The sequence below is a fragment of the Microbacterium sp. USHLN186 genome (genome assembly GCF_037145155.1).
GTDB lineage: Bacteria > Actinomycetota > Actinomycetes > Actinomycetales > Microbacteriaceae > Microbacterium.
Window position 1 is genome coordinate 540840 of record NZ_JBBCYA010000001.1, and the last position, 12904, is coordinate 553743.

13 protein-coding genes are annotated in these 12904 nt (G+C 68.8%); 3 read left to right on the forward strand and 10 right to left on the reverse strand.

The window, feature by feature from the left end; genetic code table 11:
- Positions 1-5: 5 nt before the first annotated feature.
- Together WFG93_RS02520 and WFG93_RS02525 are read right to left on the reverse strand one after the other, a co-directional pair.
- A complete protein-coding gene (locus tag WFG93_RS02520) occupies positions 6-542 on the reverse strand; it encodes an aminoacyl-tRNA deacylase (RefSeq protein ID WP_336644736.1) in 537 nt (178 codons plus the stop codon).
- Entirely contained in the window at positions 539-1036 is a 498-nt protein-coding gene (locus tag WFG93_RS02525) for a DNA helicase (RefSeq protein WP_336644737.1), read from the reverse strand. The genes WFG93_RS02520 and WFG93_RS02525 overlap by 4 nt, the downstream gene beginning before the upstream one ends.
- A gap of 138 nt (positions 1037-1174) precedes the next feature.
- On the opposite strand from WFG93_RS02525, the gene WFG93_RS02530 reads away from it, so the two are divergent.
- Together WFG93_RS02530 and WFG93_RS02535 are read left to right on the forward strand one after the other, a co-directional pair.
- On the forward strand, positions 1175-1732 hold the full coding sequence (locus WFG93_RS02530) for a peptidylprolyl isomerase (RefSeq protein WP_336644738.1): 558 nt from the start codon (positions 1175-1177) through the stop codon (positions 1730-1732).
- A gap of 21 nt (positions 1733-1753) precedes the next feature.
- The gene (locus WFG93_RS02535) at positions 1754-2638 is read left to right on the forward strand and encodes a rhomboid family intramembrane serine protease (protein WP_336644739.1); all 885 of its coding nucleotides are present in this window, start codon (positions 1754-1756) and stop codon (positions 2636-2638) included.
- 231 nt (positions 2639-2869) lie between these two features.
- On the opposite strand, the gene WFG93_RS02540 is transcribed toward WFG93_RS02535, so the two are convergent.
- Complete coding sequence (locus tag WFG93_RS02540; RefSeq protein ID WP_336644740.1) at positions 2870-3109, reverse strand: cell division protein CrgA; 240 nt, start codon at positions 3107-3109, stop codon at positions 2870-2872.
- Between the two features lie 37 nt (positions 3110-3146).
- Here WFG93_RS02540 and WFG93_RS02545 point away from each other — a divergent pair, with 37 nt between their 5' ends.
- The gene (locus tag WFG93_RS02545) at positions 3147-3827 is read left to right on the forward strand and encodes an anthranilate synthase component II (protein ID WP_336644741.1); all 681 of its coding nucleotides are present in this window, start codon (positions 3147-3149) and stop codon (positions 3825-3827) included.
- On the opposite strand, the gene pknB is transcribed toward WFG93_RS02545, so the two are convergent.
- Genes pknB through WFG93_RS02580 form a run of 7 tightly spaced genes read right to left on the reverse strand, consistent with a single transcriptional unit; the run spans position 3803 to position 12800 of the window.
- On the reverse strand, positions 3803-5482 hold the full coding sequence (pknB, locus tag WFG93_RS02550; RefSeq protein ID WP_336644742.1) for a Stk1 family PASTA domain-containing Ser/Thr kinase: 1680 nt from the start codon (positions 5480-5482) through the stop codon (positions 3803-3805). The genes WFG93_RS02545 and pknB overlap by 25 nt on opposite strands.
- A gap of 40 nt (positions 5483-5522) precedes the next feature.
- Entirely contained in the window at positions 5523-7451 is a 1929-nt protein-coding gene (locus WFG93_RS02555; protein WP_336644743.1) for a serine/threonine-protein kinase, read from the reverse strand.
- On the reverse strand, positions 7448-8905 hold the full coding sequence (locus tag WFG93_RS02560; protein ID WP_336644744.1) for a peptidoglycan D,D-transpeptidase FtsI family protein: 1458 nt from the start codon (positions 8903-8905) through the stop codon (positions 7448-7450). Before WFG93_RS02560 ends, WFG93_RS02555 begins: the two co-directional genes overlap by 4 nt.
- A gap of 13 nt (positions 8906-8918) precedes the next feature.
- Positions 8919-10301: an FtsW/RodA/SpoVE family cell cycle protein gene (locus tag WFG93_RS02565; protein WP_336644745.1), complete on the reverse strand. Its 1383-nt coding sequence runs from the start codon at positions 10299-10301 to the stop codon at positions 8919-8921.
- The gene (locus tag WFG93_RS02570) at positions 10298-11608 is read right to left on the reverse strand and encodes a PP2C family protein-serine/threonine phosphatase (protein ID WP_336644746.1); all 1311 of its coding nucleotides are present in this window, start codon (positions 11606-11608) and stop codon (positions 10298-10300) included. The genes WFG93_RS02565 and WFG93_RS02570 overlap by 4 nt, the downstream gene beginning before the upstream one ends.
- Positions 11609-11622: 14 nt before the next feature.
- A complete protein-coding gene (locus WFG93_RS02575; protein ID WP_336644747.1) occupies positions 11623-12117 on the reverse strand; it encodes an FHA domain-containing protein FhaB/FipA in 495 nt (164 codons plus the stop codon).
- A complete protein-coding gene (locus tag WFG93_RS02580; protein WP_336644748.1) occupies positions 12114-12800 on the reverse strand; it encodes a DUF3662 and FHA domain-containing protein in 687 nt (228 codons plus the stop codon). Before WFG93_RS02580 ends, WFG93_RS02575 begins: the two co-directional genes overlap by 4 nt.
- Positions 12801-12904 lie beyond the last annotated feature (104 nt).

Below are 12904 nucleotides of genomic sequence, written 5' to 3' on the forward strand. Positions count from 1 at the left end.
CGTCGTCAGGATCGGGCGTCGGCGCCAGAGGGCTCCGGGATGCTGATGTCGGCGACGACGGCGTGGTAAGCGCGCACCAGCGCGTCGGCATCCACGAACAGGCTGAATCCGTGCGTGCCGGCACCCATCGCGATGCGCCGACCGAGGATGGATTCGTCGGCGTAGACCGGCCAGTCGTGCGTGCTGCCGATCGGCACGATCGTGCCGCGTTCGTAGCCGGTGGCGGCGAAGGCCAGTTCGGGTTCGGGCAGGCGCAGCCGATTGACGCCCACGAGGGCGCGCAGCTTCGGCCACGAGATCGAGCGCCCGCCGGGCACCAACGCGAAGAGGTACTCCGGCGCCGCACCGCTCGCACCGCCTGGCGCACCGGTGACCGGCCGGGGCGTCGGACGCTTCACGACCAGCGTCTTGACGATGTCATGGGGCTGAAGCCCGAGAAGCGCAGCGGCCTCGGGCAGACTGGCTGCCGGAGGCCGCTGGCGGATCTCGATCTCGAGGCCACGCGCTGCGGCCGCCTGGCGGACGCGCGCGTGAGAGGTCATGCGTTGGGCGGGGAGAGCGGGTCGTCAGCCACCCAGAGCTCATCGTCCGCTCGCAGCGTCTGCCAGGCTGCGACGACCACGCCGACCGCGGCGGCGACGCCGAGCACGATCGCCACGATCGAGCCCAGTCCCGGGCTCTTCTTCTTCGGCGCGACGTGACGGGGACCGATGCCCAGCTCGTACCGCTTCTTGTTGGCGACATCCCAGGCCGACATCGCGGTGCCGACGACTCCGCCGACGACCGGCACGACGCGCTGATCGACGACGTGCTTGCCGATCTTCACTCCGCGGTCGACGGTAGGAGCGAGGTGGCGGTCGTACGACTCCTGCACGGCGGGGACGACCTGCTCGCGGTTGAAGTTGCCCAGCTGGCGGCCGGCCTCCCGGGCGATGTCCGCGGCGTGGCCGACGAGCACCTGCTGCGACTCCCACAGTCGTCCGGCGTCCTGCTGAAGGTGACGCAGTTCCTTCTTGCGCTTGCGGCTGAGATTCACGTTGCTCTCCCGTCGGTCCTGTCCGTTCCGCATTCATCCAACCACAACACACTGAATAGGAGCAGAGTCTGGCGCTGTGGGCATGGACACGAGACAATACGCCGCGCCCGCACAGCAGCGCTCTGCGAGAATGAACGCATGCCTCACGCATCTCATGTCGCAACTCTGCACACCAACCACGGTGACATCGTCATCAACCTGTTCGGCGACCACGCCCCGAACACCGTGGCCAACTTCGTCGGGCTCTCCGACGGCTCGAAGGAGTGGACCGACCCGGCCACCGGCAAGCCCGGTGAGGGCCCGCTGTACAAGGACGTCATCTTCCACCGCATCATCCCGAACTTCATGATCCAGGGCGGCGACCCGCTCGGTCAGGGCATCGGCGGTCCCGGATACAACTTCAACGACGAGATCCACCCCGAGCTGAACTTCAACGAGCCGTACATCCTCGCGATGGCCAACGCCGGCCTGCGCCGCAACGCCATCACCGGCCAGGCGGAGGGCACCAACGGCTCGCAGTTCTTCATCACGACCGACCCCACCCCGTGGCTGATGGGCAAGCACACCATCTTCGGCGCGGTCGCCGACGACGCCTCCAAGGCGGTCGTCGACGAGATCGCCGCCGTGCGCACCGGAGCCCAGGACCGTCCGGTCGAGCCGGTCGTGCTGCACTCCGTCGACATCGCCGCAGCCTGACGAGAGCTCTGGCCGATCCGGATGACCTCCCCTGATTTCACGCGCAACCGCGAGAACTTCTGTTACCGGCATCCGGATCGGCAGAGCTTCGTGCTCTGCCAGCGCTGCACACGCACCGTCTGCGCCGACTGCCAGACACAGGCGGCCGTCGGCGTCATCTGCCCCGAGTGCATGAAGGCCGACCGCCGGTCGCGCACTCCCGCGCAGCGTCGGGCCGGCCGCGTCTGGGGGATGGGCGCCGCCTCGTCCTCGCGCCCGGTCGTGACCTTCGGGATCATCGCGGTCACCGCCGTCGTGGGAGTCCTGCAGCTGCTGCTCGGGCCGATCGTCGACCGCACGCTGCTGTTCGCCACGCCCTACCTCTTCCCCGACATGTTCGGCGGCGGGTTCACCTTCCAGCCCTGGCGGCTGATCACGGCCATGCTCGTGCACGGCGGGATCATGCACTTCCTGCTGAACATGCTGGCCCTGTGGATGATCGGCCGCAGTCTCGAGCCGCTGCTGGGCCGGTGGCGCTTCCTCGTGCTCTACCTGATCGGCGGCCTGGGCGGATCCGTCGCGATGGCCGTTCTAGATCCCGGCGCCGCGACCGTCGGCGCATCGGGCGGTATCTTCGCCCTGATGGGCGCGCTGCTCGTCATCGGACGCCACATCGGCGCCAACATCCGCGGCATCCTCGTGATCCTCGCGATCAACCTCGGCATCGGCTTCGTGCAGACGCTGAACATCGCCTGGCAGGCGCACATCGGGGGAGCGGCGGTCGGCGCGCTGATCGGATTCATCTTCGCGCGCACCCGTCGTCCTCAGCAGCGCACGCTGCAGATCGTCCTGCTGATCGCCCTCGCAGCCGTGCTGGTCGCCCTGGCGCTGATCGTATCGCCGATCGTCATCCGCTCGATGCTCTGAGCACGCTCTCGGCGGTCCGCGGCCATCGTCCTCCACAGGCTGTCCACAAGGGCGGGCACATCATGCACAGCGATGTGCACAGCATGTCCCCAGAGTTATCCACAGGGATCTCCACACCTGGGGAGAATTACACGGGTGTTATTCACAGGTGGAAACGGCTGTTGACAACTCCTCGAACCACGACGCCCCCGCACCGCGGGGGTGCGAGGGCGTGGTCGTGCGACTGACGCGTCAGCGCCAGCGCGTGGTCATCAGGAAGCCGATCAGCGCGATGCCGAGGCCGATGCCGAGGTTCCAGGAGTCCAGACCCGGAATCGGCAGGCGGGAACCGGAGATGTAGTACACCAGGATCCAGGCCAGCCCGAGCAGCATGAAGCCCACCATGACGGGCTTGAACCAGACGGCGTTGGGGGCGGCGTCGCCCTCGGGACGCTCGACGGCGGGCTCTTCGGGATCGCGGTCACGTGCCATGGGCATCAGTCTAGCGGGGGCGAATAGACTTCCCCTCATGCATGCGCAGGCCACGCGGCGACCCACCTTCGCAGACGTCGTCAGCGCCGACGCGACCGTCGTGAGTGCGCGGGTGCTCGTCGTCGACAACCACGACAGCTTCGTGCATATCCTGATCGGCTACCTGCGCGAGCTGGGCGCACAGGTCACCATGATCGAGGCAGATGCGTTCGTGGATCCGCGCCGGTGGCGCACGGTGCTGGACGACTTCGACGCGGTGATGATCTCGCCGGGGCCCGGCGCGCCGGTGGATGCCGGAGCATCGGTCGCGGTGGTGCGGCTGGCGGCGGAGAGGCGGATGCCGCTGCTCGGCGTGTGTCTCGGGCACCAGGCCATCGCGGCGGCGTACGGGGGAGCGGTGACCGCCGCGCCCGAGCTCATGCACGGCATGGTGTCCGCGGTGTCGCACGATGGCTCCCTGCTGTTCGAAGCGGTCCCCTCGCCGTTCGCCGCGGGCCGCTATCACTCGCTCGCCGTGGCGGAGGCGGCGCTGCCGGCGGTGCTGGAGGTCACGGCGCGCGCGGAGCACGGCACCATCATGGCGCTGCGTCACCGGACGCTGCCCATCGTAGGCGTGCAGTTCCATCCCGAGAGCGTGCTCACCGACCACGGTCGGCGCCTGCTGGCGAACTGGCTCGCCTCAGTGCCCGTGGCTCAGTCGGCGGCCGGCACGCAGTAGCGCAGCTCGATCGTGGAGTGGATCGCCACCTCGCCGGGTGCCTCCGACATCGAGACGACGACGTTCGGAGTCTGCCCTTGTGCGCAGGTGCCCAGCTCGACCGGCGCAGCAGCCAGGCCGAGCTTCTCGAGCTGGTTCTTCGCGGCGTTCATCGAGAACCCGGTCATGTCCTCGATCGTGACCCGACCGTTCGCGATGACCAGATTGACGACCGTTCCGGGCTGCACCTGAGAATCGGCGGGCACGCTCGCGCTGAGCACCGTGCCTGCGGCAGCGTCCTTGTCGTTCTGCGACCGCACCGTGCCCAGCTCGAGCTTCGCTTCCGCGAGAACCTGCTTGGCGGCATCCTGCGACAGGCCCTCCACGACGGGCATGGGCACCGTGTCGGCGCCCGTGGAGACGTACACGATCACCACGGTGCCCTTGTTGAGCTTGGCACCCGGCGTCGGAGACGAGCGGATCACATGCCCCTCGTCGAACTCCGCGCTCGTCTCGTTGCGCATGTCGGGGACCAGCCCGGCCTGCTGCAGGACATCCTCGGCCTCGGCCGAAGTCAGATCCACCACGTTGGGCACGGTGACGGTCGTCATCGGCACCTCGTTGGGTCGCATGGTCAGGGTGACCACCCAGAAGAGCACCGAGATCAGCAGCACCGCCAGCAGCGCCACCCCGGCCCAGATCCATGCCACCGGCGGTCCCGCCTGAGTGCGGGTCATCGTGGTGTCGGTGCTCAGCTGGCGCAGCGAGCGGGCGGTCTCCTGGGCCTGGCGGGGATTGGCGCCGTACAGTTCGCTGGTCAGCGCGCCGATGTCCTTGCGGCTGGGCGGTTCGCCGCCGGTCGCCGACTTCAGGGCGGTGCGGAACGAGCCCGCGTCAGGGAATCGCTGGTACGGATCCTTGGCGAGGGCGCGCAACACGACCGCGTCCAAGGCGCGGGGCACCTGCTCGTTGACCTCGGTGGGCGGCACGGGCGTCTCGCTGACGTGCTGATACGCGACGGCGACGGGGGAGTCACCGCGGAACGGCTGGCGGCCGGAGAGCATCTCGTAGAGCACCACTCCGGCGGAATAGAGGTCGGTGCGCGCGTCGATCGCCTCGCCCTTGGCCTGCTCGGGCGAGAAGTAGGCGGCGGTGCCGAGGATCTGAGTCGTCTCGGCGACCGTCGACGACGAGTCCGACACCGCGCGCGCGATGCCGAAGTCCATCACCTTCACGGTGCCCTTCTCGGTGATCATCACGTTGCCGGGCTTGATGTCGCGATGCACCACGCCCGCGCGATGCGAGTACTCGAGGGCTTCGAGGATGCCATCGGTGTAGCGGACGGCATCCTCCACCGGCAAGGGGCCGCGCGCGATGATGTCCTTGAGCAGCGTGCCGTGCACGAGCTCCATGACGATGTAGGGCTCGGCCTTCTCAGAACCGGCGTCGTACACCCGCACGATGGAGGGGTGCGACATGCGCGAGGCCGCCTGCGCCTCGAGCCGGAAGCGGGTGCGGAAGGCGGTGTCGCGGGCGAGCTCAGGATCGAGGATCTTGATGGCCACTTCACGGCCGAGGGTCAGGTCGTAGCCCCGGTGCACCTTCGCCATTCCGCCGTGGCCGATGACCTCGTCGACCCGATAGCGTCCGGCGATGATGCGCGGTTCCAGCGACACGGACGCCCCCCTCAGCTGCTCTTGATGACCCCTGTCCAGATTACTCGCCGCCGGCGCCGTTCCCTGTGCCCGTGCTGGTGCCCGTGCTGCTGCTCTTGCCGTTGCCCTTGCCGTTGCCGTTGCCGGCGCTGTTCGCGTCGGCATCTCCGTTGCCGTTGCCGTTGCCGTTGCCGTCCCCTGCGCCGTCAGCGGGGGGTGTCTCGGTGGGCGCCTGCTCGATCTGCTCCTCCAGCTGCGGCGAACGCGGTGAGGCCATGTCGTTGCCGCAGAACGCGACGTAGCTCGCCGTCAGGGTCGACCCGGGCTCGCCGGCCACCGTGATCGGCGCGCTGAGCCGGTCGCGCGTGAACGTCTGCTGTGGACTGCCGTCCTCGAACGTCGCGTTCGTCAGCTTCACCTCGTAGGCCGACAGAGCCGGCACCCCCGACGGGCACTCGAAGTTCGTCCAGTTGAGCGTGACCTGCTCACCGGTCCTCGGCGTGTCGCTGATGGTGGGCGCGGCCGGCTCGGGGATGCTGACGGCGGCCTTGTACGTGGTGAGGGTGATCGTCGTGCCCTCGGGGACGTTGCCGGTGTCGCTGACGCTGTAGACCCATCCCTCACGGTCGGCCGAGGGCGCCGCGGTGCTTCCGGTCTCGCATTCGCCCGTGAGCTTCTTGCCTTCGAGGATCTGCTTCGCCTCGTCGCACGGCCGGTCGACGAGACCCAGCTCGCCCACATTGACGAGCACCTGCTCGGGCTCGGTCTTCACCGGAGTCGGTGTGGTCGGCTTCGGCTTGGCGGGTGTCGACGACGTCGGGGCGGGTGTCTCACCGGCATCCGGGTTGCCGAGCACCGCGAACAGCGTGCCGGCGAGCACGAGCACCAGCAGCACGATCAGCGCGATCAGCGGCCAGGTCCACGGGCTGCGCTTGCGCTTCCTGCTCGCCGGCTCCGCATCGGTGGCGGCAGCCGCTCCTGCTCCTGCTCCGGCTGCGGCAGCACCCGCGCCGACCCCGGCGGCGACGGCGCCGGCCGGCAGCTGTGCAGTGGTGGGCAGGATGCGGGTGGCATCCTCCCCTCCCACGCCCGTCAGCAGGCGTGTCGCGTCGTCCGGGTCGGTGACGCCCAGGCCCGCGATGGCGGGAACGGCGATGGCGGCGGAGTTCAGATCTCCGCGACGAAGCGCCTGCGCGGCACGCGACACCGTCGCTGCCGACGACGGCCGCTCCGCGGGCTTCTTCGCGATCATCGCCATGACGAGGTTCTGCACGGGCACCGGCACGGAGGCCGGCAGCGGCGGCGGCTGCTCGTTGATCTGCGCCATGGCGATCGCCACCTGCGATTCGCCCGTGAATGGGCGCTTGCCGGCGAGGCACTCGTACGCCACGATGCCGAGCGAGTAGACGTCGGTGGCCGGTGAGGCGGCGTGGCCGGAGGCCTGCTCGGGGGAGAGGTACTGCACGGTGCCCATCACCTGGCCGGTCGCCGTCAGCGGCACCTGGTCGGCGATGCGGGCGATGCCGAAGTCGGTGATCTTGACGCGACCGTCGGGAGTGATCAGCAGGTTGCCGGGCTTGATGTCCCGGTGCACGAGGCCGGCGGCATGGGCGGCCTGCAGGGCGGATGCGGTCTGCGCGACGATGTCGAGGGTCTTGTCGGCACTCAGGGCGCCATCGCGCTCGAGGATGGTCGACAGCGCCTCGCCGGGCACGAGCTCCATGACGAGGAAGGCGGAGCCGTTCTCCTCGCCGTAATCGAACACACTGGCGATGCCCTCGTGGTTGACGAGCGCCGCGTGCCGCGCCTCGGCGCGGAAGCGCTCGAGGAAGCCCGGATCGCCCATGTACTCGTCTTTGAGGATCTTGATGGCGACGGTGCGCCCGATGACGTGGTCCGTCGCCTCCCACACCTCGCCCATGCCGCCGATCGCGATACGCGACAGCAGCTCGTAGCGTCCTCCGAACGACACACCCTGCGTCGGCCTCATCTGCCCAGCACCGCCTCTATGACCTTCTTCGCAATCGGAGCGGCAATGGCATTGCCCGAACCCGATTGACCCTTTCCACCGCCGTCTTCGACGAGGACCGCCACCGCAACCTTCGGATTCTCCGCCGGCGCGAAGCCTGTGAACCACAGCGTGTACGGCTTGTCGCCGTTCTCTGCGGTGCCTGTCTTCCCGGCGACATCGACGCCGTCTATTCTTGCACCCGTCGCCGCCCCGGAATCGACGCCCTCGACGAGCACCGCCGTGAGCGCCTCGGCGGCCTCGGGGTCGAGCGCCTCGTCGAACACCTCGTCGTCGAACTGGCGGTGCACGGCGAAGTCGTCGCCGATCACCCGGTCGACCATGCGCGGCTTCATCACGGTGCCGTCGTTGGCGACACCCGCTGCGACCATGGCGATCGTGAGGGGCGTCGCGGTGACCTTGCCCTGGCCGAATCCGGTGAGCGCAGTCGCGTCATCGCTGAGCGATGACGACGGATAGCTGGACGGAGTCACCGCAAGCGGGATCTCGAGGTCGGCGTTGAACCCGAACTTCTCGGCCATCTCGCGGATGCGCTTGTCGCCGAGTTCGACGGCGAGCTCTGCCATCGGGATGTTGCAGCTGCGCTTGAGCGCCTCGGCGAGCGTCGCGGTGGCGCCGTCGCCGCAGGTGCCGCCCCAGGCGTTCGACACGGTCGTCTTCGTGCCGGGCAGCGTGTACCGGGCCGGGTTGGGCAGGGTCGACTGCAGGGTCCAGTCGCCGGAGGCGAGCGCGGCAGCGGCGACGACGACCTTGAACGTCGAACCCGGCGGGTTGAGGTTGCCGCCGATCGCCCGGTTGTACAGCGGCTTCGCGGGGTCGGCGGCGAGGCTGTCATACGTCTGGTTCACGGCCTCGGCGTCATGCGCCGCCAGGGCGTTGGTGTCGTAACCGGGGGTCGAGACCATGGCGAGGATGCGCCCGGTCGCCGGCTCGATCGCCACCACGGCGCCCTTCAGCCCCTGCAGAGCCTCGTAGGCCGCGCGCTGCACGTCGGCATCCATCGTCAGCTCCACGCTCAGCCCCTGCTGCGGCTGCCCGGAGAGGATGCGCTCGATCTCGCCGAAGAACGCGTTCGTTCCGGTGCCCGAGAGGTCGGAGTTGAGAGCCTTCTCGATTCCGGTGCGGGAATCGAGAACGGGATTGTAGTAGCCGGTCACGGGTGCCCACATCACCGGATCGGCGTACACCCGCTGGTACTGGTACCGGTCGTCCGTGGCCACCGAGGTGGCGATGGCGGTGCCGTCGACGATGATCGAGCCGCGCTGGATCTGGTAGCTGTCCAGGCGCGTGCGGGTGTTGGCCGGGTTCTGTGCGAGGCTGTCGGCGTCGACGACCTGGATCCAGCTGGTCGCGACGAACAGCGACAGGAACATCGCGAGGATCACGAAGCTCAGTCGGCGCAGCTCGCGGGTCATATGCCGCCTCCCATCATCCGATGACCACCCTCGGCTGGCGCCGCACGGCGTCGCTGACGCGCAGCAGCAGCGCGACGATGAGCCAGTTCGCGACCAGCGACGAACCACCGGCGGCGAGGAACGGCGTGGTCAGGCCGGTGAGGGGGATCACCCGGGTCACGCCGCCGACCATGATGAACACCTGCAGTGCGATCGTGAACGACAGGCCGGTCGCCAGCAGCTTGCCGAAGTCGTCTTGACCTGCCATGCCGATGCGCAGTCCGCGGCTGACGAACACCATGTACAGGCAGAGGATGGCGAACAGCCCGACGATGCCGAGCTCCTCACCGAGACTCGGGATGATGTAGTCGCTGTGCGCGAGCGGCGTGATCTGCGGGCGGCCCTGTCCCCAGCCCGTGCCGATCAGGCCGCCGTGCGCGAGGCCGAAGATGCCCTCGACCAGCTGATAGCTGCCGCCGTCGCGGGTGATGATGTCGGGGTTGAAGGCATCCAGCCAGTTCGTGAACCGGCGCTGCACGTAGTCGAGGATGCGCGTGGCGAGGAACGCGCCCGCCGCGACGCCGCCGAGGCCGATGAGCACCCAGCTCGTCTTGCCGGTGGCGACGTAGAGCATGGCGATGAACATGCCGAAGATCAGCACACCGGTGCCGAGGTCGCGCTGCGTGACGATGATCAGCAGCGAGAGCAGCCAGACCACGAGCACCGGTCCGAGCTCCCGCATCCGGGGCCAGGTGAGCCCCAGGAACCTCTTGCCCACCGAGGTGAGGCTCTCGCGCGTGCGCACCAGGTAGCCGGCGAAGAAGATCGCCAGGCAGATCTTCGCGAGCTCGCCGGGCTGGAACGACACGAAGCCGCCGAGCGACACCCACACGTCGGCGTTCACGCCGCGCGCTCGCAGTCCGGGGATGAAGGGCAGGATGAGCAGCACGATGCCCGTGAGGCCCGACACGTACGTGAAGCGGTACAGCACGCGGTAGTTGCGCAGCGCGATCACCAGGGCGATCGCCCCCGCCAGCGAGATCGCCGTCCACACCAGCTGCTTGGTCGAGAAGGCGTCCCAGCCGGTGTACTTCTTCGCGATGTCGATCCGGTGGATCATCGCGATACCCAGCCCGGTGAGCACCGTCGCGATGGGCAGCACGAAGGGATCGGCGTCGGATGCCACGACCCGCAGCACCACGTGCAGTGCGAACACGAGCACGGCCAGGCCGCCGGCGAACGTGAGGATCGTCGTGTTGATGGCCTGCTCGGCGCCCAGCTGCACGAGGGTGAGCGATGCGCCCGAGATGACGAGCGCGAACAGCAGCAGCCAGAACTCCCGGTTGCGCTGCTTCTGCGGCATCCGGATCTTCTTCAGCGCCTTCATGACACTGGTGTCTGTGCTGACCGCGGTCATGGTGTCCGCGCTTCCGTCGTGGCCGCCGGGGTGGGCGACGCGCTGGGCTCGGGCTGCGGCGTGGCCGGCTCGACGGGCAGCACCATCTTCGCGAGGCGCTCGGTGATCGCCTCGGCATCCGCCAGCGAGCGGGCGTTGATGGTGCGCTCGACCGACGCGCGCTGGTAGGACTGCAGATCGGCGAGCAGGATGCCGGTGTCCTTCACCTCGGTGGACAGCGAGAACGGGCCGACGTTCTGCTGCACCCCGCGGTAGATCACCACGCTGTCGTCGTCGGCGCCCACGAAATAGCGCGTCTGCGTCCAGTTGTACGCGATGAAGCCGGCGCCGACCAGCGCGAGCAGGGCGAGGAAGAGCGCCACGAGCCAGGCGATGCGACGGCGGCGGGCACGCCGGCGATCCTCCTCGATGATCTCCTCGAAGAAGTCCTCGGAGTCGGGCTCGAAGTGGCTGGGCTCGTTCGCCGCCTGCAGCACGGGGTGCAGCCAGCCGGTGAGCGAGGGCCGCGGAGCGGGAACCGGCAGATCGGATGGATTGGAGGCCGCGCCGACCACAGTGGGCGTGCCGGAGGAGAGGGGATGGGCGCCGCCCACGTCCACGAGCACGATCGTGACGTTGTCGGGTGCGCCGCCGTCGAGCGCCTGCTTGAGCAGCTGATCGGCGGTTCGTCCGGGAGCGAGGCCGAGGCGCATGGCCTTGGCGATGTGCTCGTCGTCCACGACGCCCGAAAGCCCGTCCGAGCACAGCAGCCAGCGGTCGCCCGGGTGCGTGGGCATGACGAACATGTCGAGATCGGGCGCGATGTCCATGTCGCTGAGCACGCGCATGAGCACCGAGCGGCGCGGGTGATACCGGGCTTCTTCCAGGGTGATGCGGCCGGAATCGACGAGGCGCTGCACGAAGGTGTGATCGGTGGTGATCTGGGTGAGCACGTCGTCGCGGTACAGGTAGATGCGCGAGTCGCCGATGTGGCCGATCACGGCGTAGTCGTCGACCATCACGATGGCGCACAGCGTCGTGCCGAGCCCGGCCAGCTCCGGGCGCTCCTTCGAGGCGCGCACCAGGTCGGCTGCGGCGGTGGTCGCGGCAGCCTGCAGCTCGGCCTGGGCGTCGTCGGTGGAGGTGTACGCGCGGTCGAGGGCCTCCATGTGGCTCACCGCGATCGTCGAGGCGACGTCGCCACCGGCGTGGCCGCCCATGCCGTCGGCGACGACGAACAGGTTGGCGCCGGAGTAACCGGAGTCCTGGTTGTTGGAGCGGACCTTCCCGGTGTGGGAGATCGCAGCGCTCGAGCCCTCGAAGACCATCGTGTCGCGGCGCCTTACGATCGCAGCTCGAAGGTCGTCGCGCCCACCTTGATCGGAGTGCCGATGCCCACCTGGGTGGGCGTGCCACCCAGGCGCTGACCGGCGAGGTAGGTGCCGTTGGTCGAGTCGAGGTCCTGGATCGTCCAGATGTCGCCGCGCTTGGCGAGGCGCGCATGGTGGCTGGAGGTGTAGTCGTCGCGGATCACCAGGCCGGACTCGCTGGAACGGCCGATCGAGAGCGAGTCGGCGGCGCCCAGCGGCACTTCCAGGCCGGTCTTGGGGCCCGAGGTGATCACGAGGTGCGTGGGGGCGCGATCGCCCGCGCCGCTCGAACGCGGCGGCTGTGGAGCCGGGGAAGGCACCGGCACGGCGGCGGCTTCGCCCGCGGGCATCTTGCGCACCCGCACGCCGAACAGATCGGCGCGCAGCGAGTAGACCACGCCGAACACGAAGAACCACAGCAGCACCAGGAACCCGATGCGCAGCAGCAGCAGCACGAGTTCGCTCATCGGATGGTCCCCTCCTTCCCGGTCACCGGCAGGACCCGGAAGGTCAGCTCAGTGCGTCCGATCGTGAAGGACATGTCGGGGTTGAGGGGCGTCTCGCGGATCTTGTGACCGTCGACCTTCGTGCCGTTGGTGGAGCCGAGGTCGCGCAGCAGACCGCGCTCGCCGTCCCAGAGGATCTCGGCGTGACGGCGGCTGGAGCCGGCGTCGGAGATGGTGATGTCGGCGTCGCTGCCGCGGCCGATGACCGTGCGCGCACTGTTCAGCGGATGCCGTCGGCCGTCGATCTCGACGACGCCCTGCCAGTCGACGCTGCTCTCGACGGAGGAGGAGTTGACCCGCACGATGCCGGTGGAGAGACGCTCGTCGGCCTCGAGAGAGATGTGCAGCGGACCCGCGAAGCTGTAGCCCTGCGTGCGGGCGTGGGCGGTGAGCAGGGCGAAGAGCTCGTCGTGCAGCGCCCGTCCGAGTCCGCGCATCCGCTCGTGGTCCTCGGGGCTGAGACGGACCAGGTAGTCACTGGGCGTGATGATGCGCTCACGGCTGACGACGGCCGCCTTCGTGTCGGCTTCGCGGCGCAGCGCGGAGGCGATCTCGACCGGCTGCACGCCGCTGCGGAAGGTCTTGGCGAACGCGCTGTTCACAGCGCGTTCCAGACCCTTCTCAAAGCTGTCAAGTATTCCCACGGGATTTCCTCTGGCATGCCGACCGGTAGGGCCATCGTAGTCAGCCGTGCTGAGGATGCGTGCGCCGGGGCCGGGGGTGTTCGGGGCGGCACTCGGATCGTGAT

What these genes read in the sequence shown, in the direction of transcription:
- WFG93_RS02520 (WP_336644736.1), bottom strand. Translation starts at nt 542, where the DNA reads ATGACCTCTCACGCGCGCGTCCGCCAGGCGGCCGCAGCGCGTGGCCTC.
- WFG93_RS02530 (WP_336644738.1), top strand. Translation starts at nt 1,175, where the DNA reads ATGCCTCACGCATCTCATGTCGCAACTCTGCACACCAACCACGGTGAC.
- WFG93_RS02535 (WP_336644739.1), top strand. Translation starts at nt 1,754, where the DNA reads ATGACCTCCCCTGATTTCACGCGCAACCGCGAGAACTTCTGTTACCGG.
- WFG93_RS02540 (WP_336644740.1), bottom strand. Translation starts at nt 3,109, where the DNA reads ATGGCACGTGACCGCGATCCCGAAGAGCCCGCCGTCGAGCGTCCCGAG.
- WFG93_RS02545 (WP_336644741.1), top strand. Translation starts at nt 3,147, where the DNA reads ATGCATGCGCAGGCCACGCGGCGACCCACCTTCGCAGACGTCGTCAGC.
- WFG93_RS02555 (WP_336644743.1), bottom strand. Translation starts at nt 7,451, where the DNA reads ATGAGGCCGACGCAGGGTGTGTCGTTCGGAGGACGCTACGAGCTGCTG.
- WFG93_RS02560 (WP_336644744.1), bottom strand. Translation starts at nt 8,905, where the DNA reads ATGACCCGCGAGCTGCGCCGACTGAGCTTCGTGATCCTCGCGATGTTC.
- WFG93_RS02565 (WP_336644745.1), bottom strand. Translation starts at nt 10,301, where the DNA reads ATGACCGCGGTCAGCACAGACACCAGTGTCATGAAGGCGCTGAAGAAG.
- WFG93_RS02570 (WP_336644746.1), bottom strand. Translation starts at nt 11,608, where the DNA reads ATGGTCTTCGAGGGCTCGAGCGCTGCGATCTCCCACACCGGGAAGGTC.
- WFG93_RS02575 (WP_336644747.1), bottom strand. Translation starts at nt 12,117, where the DNA reads ATGAGCGAACTCGTGCTGCTGCTGCTGCGCATCGGGTTCCTGGTGCTG.